We start from the raw sequence: 16,945 nt of genomic DNA on the forward strand, positions 1-16,945 counted from the left end.
GCACAGATTATCAGCTCTGACTATCAACACTGACTATCACTGCGGGCCCGCGCAGCGGGAAACCGCAGATCAGGAAAGTGTCACATCCTTTGCAGGGTCGTGATAATCTACCTGCAGCAGTTGCGGGATTTGGTTAAAGGTGAGGCTCGTCACCGACGCGAGAGCAGTGCCGCGCGTGAGGATGTTCGAGCTCGCCTTGCCTGTGGTGAGCACGTGACGCAGAGTCCAGATCGGCGACTCATGAGCCACGACGATGACGTTTTGGCCCGGGTAGCGCTTGACCATTTCGAAAGCGAAGCTTTGCATGCGCTGAGCCACCTCAGAGTAAGGCTCTCCCCAGCCAGGGCGTTTGAGGTTCAAAATGCGCTTCCAGTTATTATGTTTCCACAGCGCAGCCTCACCTTTGCCAGGCCTCTGGCCGCGAAACACATTCCACACCTCCATCAGCCGCTCATCCGTTTGGATTGTCAGCGCTGGTAATCCAAGTTCGGCGCGCGCTTCATTCACTGCGTTCAGAATGTGGTCAGAAGTGTCGAGGGTGCGGTCCAGAGGCGAGCTAAAGAAGGCCGCAGAGCGCACAATTTCCGGCTGCTCGGCCATCCAGCGAGCTGTTGCTTGAGCCTGCGCGTGGCCGAGCTCAGAGAGATGAAAGCCCGGGATTCGCTCATACACAACCCCGGTGGGGTTCTTCACTTTTCCGTGGCGAACGAAGTTCAGCGTGGTGTGTGGGGTATCGAGGCCAGCCTTCAAAAAGTCAGTTGTTTGGCGGGTTTGCTGAGTGGCTCCTTCGATTTCTCCAGCGTTTAAGTGCCGAGAAATGCTGGGGAAACTGCCGGTTGCGCGTTCAAAGGTGACAGGAGCTTGCCACACTGTTCCTTCTCGAGTTGCCATGTCACCCTTTCTCGTGCTGCGATACTGGCCGCGAACGAATCTGTTCCGCTGTTACCAGCTGGCTCGACTTGCGGCCAGAGAGGCGGCGGCCGCGCGGACGCTTGCTAGAAACTTCCGTTCTTGTAAGCCTAACAGCTGAAGCGGTTTTGTTCGCAGTGATAATCTCATGGCTTGCCGTGCCAAAAGTTGCCGCGAGCAAGCCAGCATACCAGCATAACTGCGCATTATAGGCATTTGAATATTAAGTAAAAGGGGGCTTTTCGCCTAGCTTTGTGCGGGTTTTTCTGCCCTATCCGTCCCCCGGGTGCCCATAGACTTGTATATAAGAACTTGCCGCGCAAAACAAAGAGGCAGCACGGTGAGTTCACCAGACCATACGAAGCTAAACGCGGCCGCACGCATGCGCAGAAGAAGTGAAATGAAGCGGAATGAAACCGCATGTTTAGCTCGACGGTGATCACAGAGGCCAGGCGCGAGAGAGGACGCGCCTCCCTCGGAAACGAGAACCATATACGTACCAGCCCAGTTGAGTGATGATCTGCATGCCTGAGCAACTTGAACAACCGCTGAACACGACAAACACCAGCAAACCTGCCACTTCTGCCACTAAATCCAGCACGCCACTGAGTGATGGAGCCACACCGAAGTTCCGCGAACACAAGCCGCGCGCCCGTCAGCACCGCACCCCCGCCCAGCTGCTCTCCCGTCTTTTCGGCGGCTACGTTGAGCTGTTGCGCATCCCGTACACTCTGCGTTTCGTCATCGCCGCACTCTTCGGCTCCATGGTCGGGCCGATGGTGAGCATGACGGTGACAATCTCGATCAAGCAGGTTTACGGCTTGTATGTGCTCGCCGGAACCTTGAGCGCCATCCAGTCCATCTCCTCGGCCATCATCGGCCCGATTTTGGGCCAGCTCATCGACCGTTACGGCCAGCGCCAGATTGCTATCCCGACGGTTGTTATTTGGACGACCGCCGCCGTGAGCTTCACCCTGGCTCTCGTCTTCCATGCGCCGTACCAGATCTTCTTCTTCATCATGCCGTTCCTGGGCGTCCAAGCTCCGTGGGGCTCAATGTCCCGCGCACGCTGGGCCTACATTTTGAAGGGCGACACCGTTCGCACCGACCGCGCGCTCGCCATGGCTTCCATGTTTGACGAGATCACCTGGGTTGTGGGTAACCCGCTGGCCTCCATCATCGCCGTGTGGAGTTACGTTGCCGCCTTCGTTTTCACCATCGCCTGCGTGCTGACCGGCTGCACCCTCTTCTTCACCGCCGTTGGTGTCACCCCTCCTTCTATCCGCGAGCGCGCCGAAAAGGCTGGCTTACCGATGAAAGATTATCAGCGCCAACTTGCCCAGAAGGTTGCTGAAGAGCAGGCTCGCCAGGATGCTCAGAACGCACTCAAAGCGGGTAAAGACGCTGAACAGGCTGAAAAGCTCGCGTCGAAGGCCAAGAATACCAAGCAGCTGGGCTACCTCTCTCCTGCTGTTCTCGCTTTGGCGGCCACTTATTTTGGTTTGGGTGCTTTTTCCTCGACGACCGGTATTTCGATTATCGCTATGGCCAACGAGCATCATCAAAGCCAGTTCGCCGGCCTCGTGTTCGCCTGCTTCTCCTTCTCCTCGCTGATCGGAGCAGCTTTCTATGGCGCTATTAATTGGCGTTCGGCCTTGTGGAAACGCTACTACATTGGCTTGCTCGTTTTGACAGTGGGAATCTCCAGCTTTATTTTTGCTCACGAATTGTGGCAGATTATGATCGTTTACCTCATGGTCGGCGTCTGCCAGGCTCCTACCTGGATCAATGGCTCTCAAACTGTTATGCGCGTTGTTCCTACCGACAGATTTACAGGAACGATGGCTCTGATGTGGGCTATGAATGCTGTGGGCGGTTCCATTGGTTCCGCGCTCGGTGGTCACTTCATCGATCAGTTTGGCTCACATGGTGGTTTCGCAACAGTGTGCGTGATGGGCTTGATGGTGATGGTTCTCTCCTTGCTCGGATTACCACAGATCAAGAAGGCCACTTCTCGCGCCATCATCTCTCAGCTTGAGGTGTAATCTCAAAACTACTTATCTGCTATCTTTGTGCTAAAGTAAAAATTGTATTTAAGTCATCTCGTCAAGGAGAAACTATGACTACTGCAAACACTTCAGCACCCAAAGATCAGGTAGTTGTGCGAGTACCACACCAAGTAAAAATGCGTGCTGAGGCTGCATGCAAGGCAATGGGAATGCCCATGTCCAGCGCAATCATGGGCTTCTTGCGTTACGTTGGTGAAGAACAGCGTATTCCATTCGAGTTCGCAGTTCCCCAAGATGAGTTCTACTCTTCCGCTCATATGGCAGAACTCGAAAGGAGAGCAGCAGACATGGAAGCTGGTCTCAATGTTCACTCTCACGATTTGATTGAGAAATAGTGATGATCATTGCATGGCATGACTTGGCTTGGGAAGAGTACCTATTCTGGCAATCACAAGATAAGAAGACGCTGAAAAGAATAAACCGTCTCATACTTGATATAACCCGGAACGGGTACAACTGCACTGGAAATCCTGAACCTCTCAGAGGGAATCTGAGGAGTTATTGGAGCGTCCGAATCGACAAGAAAAATCGACTTGTCTTTCGCATTCAGGAAAACAATCTCGAGATCATTGAATGCGGAGGCCATTACTCCCACTAGATACTAAACCCGTTCTAATAACTCCAGAACACCTCAAAGTAGCTAGAAAACAGCTCCAACAAACTTTCTGTTCTGAACTTCATATCCCCAACAGAGAATGCCAGAAGATCGGTGTAAATCTTATGCCTTCTTGTAGGCTTCGCTAGCCGGGGTGCGGTACTTCTTCGGGCCGTGCTGGAGCGACCACAAGCCAATGCGGCGAGCAAAGGTGTTATCCTCCTCATGGCCAGGGCGAGGCACGTCGATGGTGAGCTTACGCGAGACGAAGTTCCACACGGAAACGATGATGGTGGCGATGATCTTGGCGATATTCGTCATCAGAATAATCATCGCGCGGTTCGGGTGAGCCGCCCTCGTGAACGGGCTCGTCATCGCCCAAATAATGCCGGAGTTAATGCCCAGGCCGATCACCGAGCAAACGACGAAAAGCACCAGCTCCATCCACTGAGCCATGTCAGAGCGATGCTGGAAAACGTAGCGCATGCTGGCCACATAATTGACCACCAGCGAGATCAAGAAGGAGATTGTTCCTGCCATCGTCGGGTTGACGTGGAAGAAAGCCACCAAAATGTTGAGAACACCCCAGTCGATGAAGAAGCAGACGAAGCCAATTACACCAAACTTGATGAATTGCGCCAGCAGATGCCTCAGTGCCGGGTTCATCTTCTGTGCCCACTGAGGAAGCTTCGTATCTGGTGTATCTTCTGGGGTTGCCATGAGTTCTCCTCTTATCGTCGTACCTGAATGTTTTAGCAGATGAACCCGCCAATCTGGGTGTAATTCAGCCTTTTCGCACTCTATTCAGGGGATTTATCTACAGTATCCTCTCCATTCGCCGAGCTTGCATGCAATGGCAGGCGGCTGGCGCGAGCTGCGAGCGCGAGTACCAGAGAGGTGAGCACGCTGCCGGCGCGGACGGGGCGGCGGGGCGAGAGACGGCGGGCGCGAGCAAACGGGCGAGAGACGGCGGGCGCGGGCGGCGGAACGAGGACTGGCAGCGGCGGGCGCGGGCGTACCAGGCTGGCGCAAAAGGTAGAGTGGAAGCGTACGAAAACTCTCAGTTTTGTGGAGGTTGCTATGCCGTGCATTATCACTCACACCAGTCAGCCTATTTCCCCCGAACAGCGCGAGCGCATGAAGGCTCAGTTCGGTAAGGCTATTGCCGACCTTCCTGGCAAGTCCGAAATGTGGTTGCTGTGCGCCTTTGAGGACAACGTTCCTATGTACTTCGGTGGCGACGACTCCGAGCCTGTCGCCTTTGTGGAGGTCAACGCTTACTCCACCTCTGAAGTGCCGCGCTCGGCGTGGGAACGCTTGTCTGCCGACATTCAAAAGATTGTCAGTACGGAACTTCATGTCCCCACGAATCGCATGTATGTGCGCGAGATTGCCAGCCCGGATTGGGGCTGGAACGGCGGAAACTTCTGAGTTTACGCCCTCGAATCAAAACGGCGGTGATCAAAACGGCGGGGATGGTCTCGGTTACTGAGAACATCTTGCCAATCACAGTGGAGCTCTCCCCCTGTCTCACTGATGAGCAAGTCGGAGAGCTTCACTTTTCTCAGTTTTTCCACGAAAGCATCTGCTCCGTCATGAAGAGCATCATTGAGAATCGACTGCGAATGGTGCAGCGAATCAGAGAAAATATGGGAAGCAAGATCCTCATGGGGAATATCCACCACAGGGTCACCTTCCATCACTCGGCATACATCACCGAGAGTGATTTCTTCCAATGGGGTGGCCAGCGTATAACCACCATCTCGCGTTGCTGATGATTGAATGAACCCAGCCGTCACGAGGCGGCGAAGAGTCTTCTTCAACGAAGAATCGGAAACACCGAGGAGAGTGCTGAAAACAGAACTCTTCACCGGTTTGTTTTCCACCTGGGATCCCAGCATCAACAACACATAAACGCTGTTCTCAAAAGGTTTTCCTATCCTCATACACGGTATTGTGACGCGATCACTTTTTCTTGTCAGTTTTGCGAGACATACCGCACTTATGCTTTCAGATGCATAACCTCTTGTGTACAGAGAAAATAAAAGACCCTGTTGTATTCCATACAACAGGGTCTTTTGGCTTAGCTAATAAATGTCAAACGACTGTATGACATATCACTTCACAATGAAGTGACTCACTTCTTCTCAGCAACAACCTTCACGGTGAACTGAGCGGCGATCTCTGGGTGGAGCTGTGCCTTCACAGTGAAATCACCGGTGGTGCGGATTGGTGCGAAGGAGAGGGACTTTGCGTTCACCACAAGTTCCTTCTCAGCGAGAGCAGCAACGATCTTATCGGCAGAAACACCACCGAAGAGCTTGCCGGACTCGGACACCTTGGCACGGACGGTAACTGCGAAGCCATCGAGCTTGCTCTTGAGCTCAGCAGCAGACTCACGAGTCTCGAGGGCGAGCTTGCGCTGTGCGCGACGCATGTCCTCAATCTGCTTTGCAGCACCCTCGGTCCACTGGAAGGCATAGCCCTGTGGGACGAGGAAGTTACGAGCATAACCAGCGGCAACGGTGACAACGTCACCCTTCTGGCCCAGACCATTGACTGGCTGACGAAGAATGAGCTTGGTTTCCTTGTTAGTCATCGTTTACCTCCTCAGCGGCCGTTGGTGGCGTATGGCAGGAGGGCCATCTCACGCGCATTCTTGATTGCGCGGGAGAGCTCACGCTGCTCCTGGATGGAAACGCCGGTGATACGGCGGCTACGGATCTTGCCACGGTCAGAGATGAACTTACGAAGAAGTGCAACGTCCTTGTAATCGATCTCGGTAACCTTAGCAGCCTTGAGTGGGTCTGCCTTCTTCTTGAAAGGCTTTACTGGAGGATGTGGCCTCTTACGCGACATAATGTCTTCTTTCAGTACATGCTGCTCTATACAGCTATCATTTCTGTTTTTCTGATGAAGGGTAACTTCACTTGTCCGAGCTCTAGAAGGCGGCTACGTCGTCTGAACCAAAGTCGGAATCGAAGGAATTGGATGCTCCATAGTTGGAAGAACCAGCCCAAGAATCTGCAGAACCAGTAGCAGGAGCTGCCTGCTGCTGTTGCGGTGCAGAATAACCACCGGTGTAACCACCCTGTGCAGCTGCTGGCTGGAAGCCACCAGACTGACGCGCCTGACGCTGAACCTGTGCGGTTGCGTAGCGCAAGCTCGGGCCAATTTCATCCACAGTAAGCTGGAATACACGACGGGTTGAGCCGTCCTTTGCCTGATAGCTGCGCTGGGTCAAACGACCTTGCACCAGCACGCGCATTCCCTTAGCCAGGGACTGCTGAACATGCTGAGCCAAGTCACCCCAAGCAGAGCAATCGAGGAACATAGCTTCACCGTCTTCCCATTGATTGGTTTGACGGTTGAAGGTACGCGGCGTCGAAGCAATGCTGAAATCAGCCACCTGACGAGAACCGACAGTCCTCAATTCAGGATCGCGGGTCAAATTACCAGCAACGGTGATAACAGGTTCGTTTGCCATGTTTCCTCACTCACACGTTTTCATCAGATTAAAGCGCAAAAGCGCAGATCACTTCACATCCTTGCGCAGGATCTTGGTGCGCAGGACAGAACCATTGAGCTTGAGCTGACGATCGAGCTCGGCAGAGGTCTCTGGAGTTGCAGAATACTCAACAACAACGTAGGAACCTTCGGCCTTGCCTGCGATCTCGTAAGCGAGCTTGCGGCGACCCCAGAAATCGGTCTTCTCAACAGTGCCCTTGGCGCTGGTGACGACCTCGAGGTACTGATTGACGAGCTTCTTGACGGATGCGTCTTCGACTTGCGGGTCGACGATCATCATGAGTTCGTACTTATGTGCAGACATCACCCACCTCCTTCGGTCTCATGGGCCACGGTCTTTCCGTGGCAGGAGGATGTTCTGCGTTACGCCCGGCAAGTGCACTGTAGGTACACTCTTCGAGCATGAACCATCCCAGTTTACACGCATCGGTGACGAAAAAAGGGAAGGCTGCACTCGCGTACAACCTTCCCTGCAGTGATAATCTCAAGCCCTACTTCTGGAGCGTCAAGAAGTTCGAGTTCTTCAAGTACTGGTGACCAGCCGTGATGTCGTACTGGATGAGCCTGTACTCTTCCATCAGCTGCTTCTGCTGATCAGTGAGCTTGCGCAAATCGAGCTGCTTGCCTTGAGCATCAACGAAAAGCGCGGCACCGGAAGGAATGGAACTCCAGCCCTGAATCTTGTTGACAACAGGAGGTTCCATCGCCGGCAACTGCTCGTGCAAGCGCGTCAGGAAGGCGAGGTACGGCGACACCTTCGAGTTCGTATGCTCTGCAGCCTGCGCCATGAAGAAGTTCGGCGACGAGTACGCGGAATTCTTCTCCGAGAGCTTAGCCTTATGCGAGCTACTCGCCTTATTCGACCAGATGAAGTAGTCCGTTTCGTGCAGCTTCAAGGTGTTCTTCTCGTGAGCCGCCGCCGAAGCGTAGATGCCAGGCAGGTGGTCGCCATACCAGATCACTGTCACTGGCTCCTTGAGCTCGTCGAGCTCGGTGAGGAACTTCTTGGTGGCGTTATCCGTGATTTCTATACCCTTGGCGTACGTCTTGATGCGCAGCTCTTCCTTCTTGCTCAGAGGCTTAGCGGTAGTAGAGGTAGCTTCGAACTCATTATTGGGGTACCAATCCTTGTAATCCATGTGGTTTTGCATGGTTTCCAGCTGGTAGAAAGCGTTGTGATACTTACCAGACTTCAAAGCGTTCACAACAGCCGTGTAGCTCGAATCGTCGTTGACGTAAGGGCTCTTACCCGACTTATTCTGCGGAGTGAACTTCTCACTCGTACCCGTCTTCGCCCAGAAGTGCGAGAAACCGAACTTCTGGTAATTCTGAGCGCGAGCGTACATGGAAGCCATATACGGGTGGAAGCCCAGCGAAGTAGAGCCCGCTTCATTCCACAACTGGTTGAAAGTTGGAATCCACCTGAGCGCTGGAACCAGCTGCTGATATGGCGAAACCAAGGATGGGCTGAAGTTTGCCATGGACAGGCCGGTGCCCGCCATGAACTCCAGATTCGCCGTGCCACCGCCATAACCGGAGGAAACCATGAGGCCAGAGGTGGTCTTCTCCTTCAGACTGCGGATGAACGGCATCGGGTCCTTGTTGAGTTTCACGCCTGGCACACGAGTCGGGTCGGAGAACGACTCGGAAAGAATCAGCACCACATTTTCATCAGTGAGGGTGTTCTTCCTCGTGCTGTTAATCTTGGTGGCTTCGGCAGAATACTTCGCCTCCAGCTTCTTCATCGTCGCCTCAGAATAATTCTTCGGCTTGTCCATCACCTTGACGTTGATGAAGCGCAGGAAGTCGATCGCCGTGCCATTGCCCTGAGCGTCGAGAAGCGAGTTCCACAAATGCGGAACATCGCCGAGGAACCACGCGAAACCATGCGCAAAAGTGCCGGAAGTGCCGAGATTCATGGAGAAGAGGACGATGAGCAAGCCCGTCACAAAAACAGTGGCAATCTGGCTGGCAATGCGAGCGCCCACTTGAGAGGCCTTCGTTTTCAAACGAGCCCAGTCAGAAACTTGGAAAACGGCGGCTTTCTGGCCATCGAGGTGCCACAGCACCATGTTGGCCGCCCAAATGAGGGCGACAATGGCGAACATGCCCAGGATCATGGGCAGAGAATCTTGAGGGATGAAGTCGGCGATACCCGCCGCATTGCCGTTCGCCGACATCGTGACGTCCGACGGCAGAATCGCCTCTTCACGCATACTCACCTTCATGCGCTCAGCCAGCGAGCAGATTGCCACAACGGTGATAAACAGCGAGCTCGACAGCCAGAAGCGGTTGATGAGGAAGACGAAGAAGAGGTAGAAGGCAGCGATCACGATGAAATTGAGCACCGGGATCATACGCCACTCGCTCTGCGGGCGGAAGGGGAAGATGAAGAAGGTCCAGATTGCCTCACCCGTCTTCTCCGGGTTGACTGCCCACTGCAGCGCGATCTCCGAGAGGATGGTGTAGAAGACGAAGAACCACACGTAGCACTTCGTCGGGTATGTGCCCGCGAGGATGCGCTTGCCCGCACGCTGGAAGATATTTCCCGTTTTCGCCGGCTTTGGCTTCTGCTGCTGAGGCTGCTGGGCTTGCTGCTGCTTTTGGGCTTTCTGCTGAGGCTTGGCTTTCTGCTGAGGCTTGGCTTTCTGCTGCGACTGCTGCTCGGCGGCTTGAGCCTGACCCGGCTGAACCTTTTCGGTCGGAACCTTATCAGCCATGACACCATCCCTTCATTGCATAATCACCCCCATTATTCGCGAGTGCCTCAACGTTTCCTAAAGAATGAGTCATTTTGCGCGTCACATTTACAGATTCCACACCACAGATTCACCTTCACAGATTTCTCACTACAGATTCACCATGTGAGCGCATACTCAGAAGGCTATGCTCAGGCAATCCCGCTAAAATTTGCGTAGTCAACGTGAGGAGGACTATGTCAAAGCCGCAAATGTGGGGAAACCGCAACATCGAAGAAGAGGCACGCGCCGACCAGCAGAACAGAAGGCGTGCTGCTTCGAGCTCCGGTGCTCGGCCTCGCACCGCCTCTTCGCGCGGTTATTCGTCTCATAATACTTCTTCGCGTGGGGACGCTTCGCGCTCGAGCCGCACCTCGCATACAACCCGCGCTACTCGCTCTACCCGTTCTACCCGTTCAACTCGTTCTTCGCGTAGTTCACGCTCCCTGCGCGACCAGTATTCACAGCGCGGCGGCGAGTACGCCGACAACGTCTTTGCTAATCCTGTGATGCGCGCCAACGACGGCGCACGCTACTCCAGCTCACGCGCAAACGAACGTTCTTACCAGCAAACCAGCCGACGAGCAGGCCAACAAGCTGGCCAGCAAACCAGCCACCGTGCCACCAGGCCAACACGAGCCAACCGCAGCCACCGCCTGCAGCCCGGCGATCCTGGTTACAAGAAGAAGTCGCGCGTCGGCCTGTTCTTCAAAATTTTCGGCATCGTCATCGCCGTTCTCGCCGGCATTGGAATTGCCGCATTTGCTTATTTGTATGCGACGACGGATGTGCCAGAACCGGAATCTTTCGCGCTCGCCCAAAAAACAACCGTCTATTATGCGGACGGAAAAACACCGATTGGTAATCTTTCTGCGCAAAATAGGACGATTATCGCCTGCGACACCCTTCCCAAATATGTTGGCAATGCGGTCGTCGCCTCGGAAAACCAGACTTTCTGGAGCGATTCAGGCATCGACCTCAAAGGTATTGCTCGCGCGCTCGTCAACAACGTGACCAAGGGCACGCGCCAAGGCGGCTCGACCATCACCCAGCAGTATGCTGAACGCTACTATTTAGGCCAAACGGACACCTACCTGGGCAAGCTGCATGAGGCGATTCTCGCGCTGAAAATCACGCAGTCGCAAAGCAAGAGCCAAATTCTGTGCAACTACCTCAACACCATTTATCTGGGCCGAGGCACCTACGGAATTGAGGCGGCCGCGCGCTCCTACTTCAACAAGCCCGCCAAAGACTTGACCATCGAAGAGTCGGCCTTGATCGCGGGAATTATCCCCTCCTCAGGCTATTGGGCTCCGGACGTCAACCCTCAGATCGCGCAAAAACGCTATAACCGCACGATCGAGCTGATGTACAAGAATAAGTTCATCACCGCCGCCGAGCTCGAGCATGCCAAGAAGAACTTCCCGCAGGTTGCCGAGCACCAGGTTTCCAACGATTACGAGGGAACGAAGGGCTACCTTCTGCAGCAAGTGAAGAACGAGCTCGTGCAGCGCAAGGCTTTCAGCGAGGATGAGATTTCCACTGGCGGCTACTCCATCGTCACGACCATTGATCAGAAGGCTCAGGATGCTCTGGTCAAAGTGGGGCAAACTCGTTTCGCCGGCGAGCCTGATTCGTATAAGCAGACGGCCATTTCTGTGAACCCGAAGACTGGCGCTATTATTGCAATTTACGGTGGCGACGACTTCCTCAAGCATCAGTACAACAACGCCACTCAGGCCGTTTTCCAGCCTGGCTCGACGATGAAGCCGTTTACTTTGCTCACCGGCATTCAAAAGGGCGTGAGCCTGAAGACGGTGTATAACGGCAATTCTTTCCGCCATTTCGACGGTTTGAATGGCACGGTTTCCAACGCTGAGCAGATCAATTGGGGCAATATCAACCTGTGGCAGGCGCTAGCGAACTCGGTGAATACGCCGTTTGTTCAACTCGACGAGGAGGTCACCCCGCAGGCTGCCGCGGCCAATATGAAGAAGGCTGGCTTCCCGTCGATTGATGAGAACAATCCGCTGAATACCTTGGGTATTAATGCGACGACGGCTTTGCAGATGGCTCGCGCTCATAGCACGCTTGCTGCTGGTGGCATTCGCCCGGATGTTCATATCGTGGCCTCGGTGCGCACAGCCTCGAATGAGGAGCTGTACCATGCAAACACTCAGGGTACGCGCGTGTTCTCTCGCCATGATTCGCTGCTCGTGTTGCGCGCAATGCAGAACGTTACTCGTTTGACTGCCGGTGCTGAGCCTGCTGCTCTGTTGCGCTCTGGCCGCGAGATCGCTTCGAAGACGGGTACTGCTAACGACATGACTGCCTTCTCGTATGTGGCGTCGATGCCTTCAAATACCACAGTTTTCGCGGTGTGGAATGAGGATGATAAGGGCAACCCGGTCGCGCTTCCGGTGATGTTGGGCGGTTACGCTTATTCGAATTATCCGGCTCACCTCTACGCTCAGTTTGCGAACGCTTATTTGACGAGCTTGCCGGTAGAGAAGTGGGAGAATGTGAAGGATACCGGTAAGGTTGGCGGGCCTTCTGGCACGTGGGGTTTGGGTAACGGCCAGGCTTCTGACGCTTTGGCGACAGCCTCGTATGATGCGCCGGTGGTCAAGAAGAAGGACTCTTCGCAGGACACTCCTGCTCCTCAAGATTCTCAGAATGGCGAGAATCAGACGCAGGAACCTGATCAGTCCGACTCGGGTCAGTCGTCCGATAGCTCGCAGGAGAACAAGCCTGATGGTCAGGGTTCATCTTCTGGCTCTCACGACACCACTACTCCAGATTCTCAGGGCAATGATTCGAATACGCCGGAGAAGAATCCATCCACGGATACTTCACAGCCGACCACCCCAGGTGATGGAACCGGCGCGGGCGCAGGCAACGCTGAAAGCGCAGAGAACTGACGCTACTGCAGTGTGTCGTGCGGTGTGCGCTTGCGGTGTGTAGCTGCGGCTGACTTGCGCTGTTTTATTGCGCTGTTTTATTGCGCAAGGAGGGAAACTCCTCGGCGTGCGAGGCAATAAGCGTTGCCAATCCAGGTGTGTTTGCTTGTTGGCCACATCGAGCCTAAACGTGGGGAACCTTGGCTCATCCAAATGCTGGGGACGCGCCCATCAGAGGAGCGAGAACCGAGCAGGTTGAAGCCGTTGCGGCTGGAGAGCCATTCTGGCCTCTGCGTTGCGATGGCGAGGCCTTCTTCCAAGGTGAGTGGCTGGAAGCCGTCAGAATCGATGAGCTTACGGGCAACATCAGGTTCACGGTTGACGTAGCGTGAGCCGGTGTGCGGGTGGATGACGATGTAGAACGGGCCTTCAGGTGGCATGAAACCTTCGGGAAGGAAGCTTGCAATATCTCGCGGCGGCATGGTGGAGAAGCCTGCATTTCTGCCGATGGAGGTTCGTGCGATCAGTGATTGTGGAGAGATGAGTTCTCGTGTGGGGACGAGGAGAACGTCATCTGCGATTTCTACCTCGTCGAGTGCTGCGAGCAGTGGTTGGGCAAGGGCGACGAAAGAGTCGACTGTCATGTCAGCAACATCGGGGTAGCCGAGAGCGACAATCTTCTCCAATTGTGCTCGAACTGCGTCTGCTGTTCTCGACATGTGTGCTCCTTCATCTGTGGGTTTCGTCTGTACTGCGCCCGCGCTGTATGTACATCACCAGCGTACTGACCTCGGTATTGCGCGCCAGTTGCGCTTTTACACGCTTCTTCTGCCTGCCAAGGCCCTGCCGAGGGTGACTTGGTCGGCGTATTCCAAATCTGCTCCCACTGGCAAACCGGATGCGAGGCGCGTCACCGTTATACCGCTGGGGCTGATCAGACGAGAGAGGTACGTGTTCGTCGCTTCGCCTTCCACATTGGGGTTCAAGGCGAGGATGATCTCTTTGACTGTTTCGTCTTTCAAACGGGTGAGCAGCTCTTGAATGCGCAGGTCTGCTGGGCCGATGCCTCCCATTGGGTTGATGGCTCCGCCGAGAACATGGTACAAACCGTGGTATTCCGCCGTGTTCTCAATAGCCATGATGTCACTCGCGTGTTCAACAACGCAGATGACGCTGTGGTCACGGCGAGGGTCTTGGCAGATAGCGCACGGGCTGATTTCGGTGACGTTTCCGCAGATTTCGCAGAAGCGAACTTTTTCGCGCAGTGTGATGATGGCTTGGGCGAGGTGCTTCACATCGTTCTCTGAAGTGGAGAGAAGGTGGAAGGCGATGCGTTGTGCTCCTTTCGGTCCGATGCCGGGAAGGTGCGCGAAGGAGTCAATCACATCCTGGATTGCCCCGTCGTAGATTAACGCCATATTTTCTCCTCGTTTATGCTCTGTTCCTCACTGTGCTCATCACCGTGATCACGCAGGGAGTGATCACGGTGATGACCTGGTCACTGTTGGACGATTTTAGCCTCTTGTTTCTCGTCTGAGTCTGTTCCATTCTCTGCTGGAATAACTGTCACTTTTTTCGCGTCGAAAAGTGCACCTACTTGTTCGATGCTCAAGGTTTGATGCTGTGTCAGTTGTTCGTCATCGCGCGAATAAACATCTTCTTCCGGTGCTACCTCAGGTGTTGACGGCGCTGAACTTTGCGTTGCAGCAGCTGCTGTAGGGGTTTGCGCACTCAGTGGCAGCGACGTCACCCCTTGGCTCAAGCCCGGCATTTGTGCACGCTGAGGCTGAGCCGCCGGTGCGGGTTGCTCCGGCTGCGGTTGCTCAGCAGCGTTTGCTGCAGGTGCTGTTTGCTGCTCAGAAGTGTTGTTGTCCCACGAAGAGCGCGCTTCAGCGGTTGCTTGAGCTTGCTGCGCAGCTTGCGCTTCTTGAGCTTTGCGCTGCTCTTCCGCTTGCTGTTGCAACAGTTCTGCACGCGAAGGCTGGTTTGCCCACGGGTCCGTTTTATCGTCAGGAGAAGGAACAGCCACCTTCTTGTGATGGTGAGGGTGGGAATCGTCGGAAGAATCACCTTGCGAAGAATCATCCGATTTTTCTGAACCTTGCGCCTTCTCCTCTGAGCCGCTCTCCCCTTCATGTTCTCGTGCAGTAGGGGTTTGCTGACGAGAGGACTTCAACGCATTACTCGCTTGAAGTTGGCTAGCCGTCATGAGCTGGAAGCCGCCATTTTCTCCTGCTTTGTTCTGCGCCATCAGAGCAATTTGCAGTTTGATCCTCTTCTGCTCTTCCACCGGCAAGCTAGAAACTGGCTTGACAGCTTCGCCGTTAGCAGCTGCACCTGCTGGGCGAATGAAAGTGTTCGCTCCGAAGATGCTTTGGATGTGCTTTTGGAAGGAGACCGGAACCTTTTCACTGCCCACCACACCTAAGGAGAAGGCATGCTGGGACAGTGGAGTGTCGAAGGTGAGGATGACGAAACGGCGAGCCTTCACGTTTTGGAAGTCCACATGAGGGATCGTTGTTTCATTCACCCACTTCTTCAAATCCTCAGGAACAGTGGTGATGGCTTTCTTCCACAGCTCTTGTGGAGGTTCATTGCTCATCGCTGCTGATTGTGGTTGTACTTGCGTAGCAGGTTGTACTTGCGTAGCAGGTTGTACTTGCGTAGCAGGTTGTACTTGCGTAGCAGGTTGTACTTGCGTAGCAGGTTGTACTTGCGTAGCAGGTTGTACTTGCGTAGCAGGTTGTGCTTGCGTAGCAGGTTGTGCTGGTGCAGCTGGTTGGGTTTGCGCTGCAGAAGCAGGCTGGACTTGCTGCACGGGCTGTTGTGGCTGAACAGGTTGCTGTTGCACCTGAGCTTGCTGTGCGGAAACCTGAGGCTGGAAACCACGAGTCGGCTGGGCCACAGTTTGCGGTGCGAAATGCGGTGTAGAAGCAACAGGCGCACTCGTCACCGGCCCAGAAGTAGGCTGTGAGGAAGGAGTAAAAGCAGCATTCTGAGCAGAGCGAATTTCCAGCAACTGAGCAACCAGCAACTCCAAGCGCATGCGCGGCGAAACCGCACCGGACATCGTTGCCAAAGCCTCGTTAATCTGGTCTGCCAATCTAGTGAGCTGAGCCAAGCCTAAAGCATGAGCCTGCCTCTTCAACTCGTCAGCATTTTCCTGACGCTCTTCTTCTCCCAAACTGGCTACTGCTTGAGACCCAGCAATGCTGAGCACCAGAAGGTCACGCATATAAGCGAGAAGGTCTTCCACAAAGCGGCGAGGCTCAAAACCACCCACCACCACTTTTTCAACCGTGGAATACAAAGCGTTACCATCACGCGAAATCAGCGCATCAACCGTCCCGGAAATCAGCTCGGCAGGAGTGAAGCCCAACAGCATCGAAGCATCAGCCAAACGCATAACACCCGAATCAGAGCCCACCATCAGCTGGTCCAACACAGAGAGCGTATCGCGCACAGAGCCACCACCGGCTCGCATCGCGAGCTCCAAAACACCCGGTTCTGGCTTCATATGCTCTTTCTCGCACACGTCCTTCAAGAACGGGCCCATAATTTCCGGCGGAACCAGACGGAAGGGGTAATGGTGAGTGCGCGAACGAATAGTCGACAGAACCTTTTCTGGCTCAGTCGTCGCAAAGATGAAGATGACGTGCTCCGGCGGCTCTTCCACAATCTTGAGCAAAGCATTGAAGCCTTGCGGAGTGATCATATGAGCCTCATCGAAGATGAAGATCTTATAGCGGTCGCGAGTAGGAGCGAATTGGGCGCGCTCACGAATCTGACGAGCATCCTCCACCGAATTGTGAGAGGCAGCATCAATCTCCACCACGTCGATAGAACCTTGGCCGCCAGCAGCGAGCTCCTTGCAGCTCTCGCATTCTCCGCACGGGTGAGAAGTAGGCCCTTTCGCGCAGTTGATGCAGCGGGCGAGAATGCGCGCAGTACTCGTCTTACCGCATCCGCGAGGCCCGGAGAACAGGTAGGCTTGGATGAGCTTGCCATTGTCCAAAGCACGGCGAAGTGGCACAGTCACTTGGTCCTGACCGATCACTCCATCCAAGGTATCCGGACGATAGCGCCGATACAGTGCTAATGCCATATTCCCTCCCTTTGCTCGGACGATGAGCTTCTTTACCTTCAACGATAGTGGACGCCCACTATCATCTTAAACCAGCGTGGAATTCGTAAAACATTGAATTT

16 protein-coding genes are annotated in these 16,945 nt (G+C 54.5%); 5 read left to right on the top strand and 11 right to left on the bottom strand.

The window, feature by feature from the left end:
* Positions 1-69 precede the first annotated feature (69 nt).
* Positions 70-891, bottom strand: a complete 822-nt coding sequence (locus tag AEAE_RS00575) for a histidine phosphatase family protein (RefSeq protein WP_094689235.1) — start codon at positions 889-891, stop codon at positions 70-72.
* Positions 892-1,433: 542 nt separating this feature from the next.
* Here AEAE_RS00575 and AEAE_RS00580 point away from each other — a divergent pair.
* The 3 genes from AEAE_RS00580 (at position 1,434) to AEAE_RS00590 (ending at position 3,576) form a co-directional block, all read left to right on the top strand.
* A complete protein-coding gene (locus AEAE_RS00580) occupies positions 1,434-2,954 on the top strand; it encodes an MFS transporter (RefSeq protein ID WP_158520445.1) in 1,521 nt (506 codons plus the stop codon).
* A gap of 74 nt (positions 2,955-3,028) precedes the next feature.
* Positions 3,029-3,313 (top strand): type II toxin-antitoxin system RelB/DinJ family antitoxin, encoded by a 285-nt coding sequence (locus AEAE_RS00585; RefSeq protein WP_094689237.1) that lies wholly within the window; start codon positions 3,029-3,031, stop codon positions 3,311-3,313.
* 2 nt (positions 3,314-3,315) lie between these two features.
* Positions 3,316-3,576 carry a Txe/YoeB family addiction module toxin gene (locus tag AEAE_RS00590; RefSeq protein WP_169711581.1) on the top strand — a complete coding sequence of 87 codons (261 nt, stop codon included), beginning with the start codon at positions 3,316-3,318 and terminating at the stop codon, positions 3,574-3,576.
* A 120-nt stretch (positions 3,577-3,696) separates the two neighbouring features.
* Here the strand turns inward: AEAE_RS00590 and AEAE_RS00595 are convergent, their stop codons facing one another.
* Positions 3,697-4,227: a GtrA family protein gene (locus AEAE_RS00595; RefSeq protein WP_094689321.1), complete on the bottom strand. Its 531-nt coding sequence runs from the start codon at positions 4,225-4,227 to the stop codon at positions 3,697-3,699.
* Between the two features lie 426 nt (positions 4,228-4,653).
* Here AEAE_RS00595 and AEAE_RS00600 point away from each other — a divergent pair, with 426 nt between their 5' ends.
* Positions 4,654-5,004, top strand: coding sequence for a tautomerase family protein (locus AEAE_RS00600; RefSeq protein WP_094689238.1), 351 nt, complete (start codon positions 4,654-4,656; stop codon positions 5,002-5,004).
* Between the two features lie 2 nt (positions 5,005-5,006).
* Here AEAE_RS00600 and AEAE_RS00605 read toward each other — a convergent pair whose 3' ends face one another.
* The 6 genes from AEAE_RS00605 to AEAE_RS00630 all read right to left on the bottom strand — a co-directional run bounded on the left by AEAE_RS00605 (position 5,007) and on the right by AEAE_RS00630 (position 9,821).
* Positions 5,007-5,519: an RrF2 family transcriptional regulator gene (locus AEAE_RS00605; protein ID WP_094689239.1), complete on the bottom strand. Its 513-nt coding sequence runs from the start codon at positions 5,517-5,519 to the stop codon at positions 5,007-5,009.
* Positions 5,520-5,710: 191 nt separating this feature from the next.
* Positions 5,711-6,172 carry a 50S ribosomal protein L9 gene (gene rplI, locus AEAE_RS00610; RefSeq protein WP_094689240.1) on the bottom strand — a complete coding sequence of 154 codons (462 nt, stop codon included), beginning with the start codon at positions 6,170-6,172 and terminating at the stop codon, positions 5,711-5,713.
* An 11-nt stretch (positions 6,173-6,183) separates the two neighbouring features.
* Complete coding sequence (gene rpsR / locus AEAE_RS00615; RefSeq protein WP_094689241.1) at positions 6,184-6,432, bottom strand: 30S ribosomal protein S18; 249 nt, start codon at positions 6,430-6,432, stop codon at positions 6,184-6,186.
* Between the two features lie 82 nt (positions 6,433-6,514).
* Positions 6,515-7,060, bottom strand: coding sequence for a single-stranded DNA-binding protein (locus AEAE_RS00620; RefSeq protein WP_094689242.1), 546 nt, complete (start codon positions 7,058-7,060; stop codon positions 6,515-6,517).
* A gap of 48 nt (positions 7,061-7,108) precedes the next feature.
* Complete coding sequence (rpsF, locus tag AEAE_RS00625) at positions 7,109-7,405, bottom strand: 30S ribosomal protein S6 (protein ID WP_094689243.1); 297 nt, start codon at positions 7,403-7,405, stop codon at positions 7,109-7,111.
* Positions 7,406-7,592: 187 nt separating this feature from the next.
* The gene (locus tag AEAE_RS00630) at positions 7,593-9,821 is read right to left on the bottom strand and encodes an LTA synthase family protein (protein ID WP_094689244.1); all 2,229 of its coding nucleotides are present in this window, start codon (positions 9,819-9,821) and stop codon (positions 7,593-7,595) included.
* Positions 9,822-10,036: 215 nt separating this feature from the next.
* Between AEAE_RS00630 and AEAE_RS00635 the strand changes: the two genes are divergently transcribed.
* The gene (locus AEAE_RS00635) at positions 10,037-12,760 is read left to right on the top strand and encodes a transglycosylase domain-containing protein (protein WP_094689245.1); all 2,724 of its coding nucleotides are present in this window, start codon (positions 10,037-10,039) and stop codon (positions 12,758-12,760) included.
* Positions 12,761-12,837: 77 nt separating this feature from the next.
* Here the strand turns inward: AEAE_RS00635 and AEAE_RS00640 are convergent, their stop codons facing one another.
* From AEAE_RS00640 to dnaX, 3 genes are all read right to left on the bottom strand, one after another.
* On the bottom strand, positions 12,838-13,458 hold the full coding sequence (locus AEAE_RS00640; RefSeq protein ID WP_094689246.1) for a DUF5701 family protein: 621 nt from the start codon (positions 13,456-13,458) through the stop codon (positions 12,838-12,840).
* Between the two features lie 96 nt (positions 13,459-13,554).
* Complete coding sequence (gene recR / locus AEAE_RS00645) at positions 13,555-14,157, bottom strand: recombination mediator RecR (protein ID WP_094689247.1); 603 nt, start codon at positions 14,155-14,157, stop codon at positions 13,555-13,557.
* A gap of 80 nt (positions 14,158-14,237) precedes the next feature.
* Positions 14,238-16,844: a DNA polymerase III subunit gamma/tau gene (gene dnaX / locus AEAE_RS00650; RefSeq protein ID WP_094689248.1), complete on the bottom strand. Its 2,607-nt coding sequence runs from the start codon at positions 16,842-16,844 to the stop codon at positions 14,238-14,240.
* Between the last annotated feature and the right edge of the window lie 101 nt (positions 16,845-16,945).

The sequence above is a fragment of the Aeriscardovia aeriphila genome, from assembly GCF_002259595.1.
Classification (GTDB): domain Bacteria; phylum Actinomycetota; class Actinomycetes; order Actinomycetales; family Bifidobacteriaceae; genus Aeriscardovia; species Aeriscardovia aeriphila.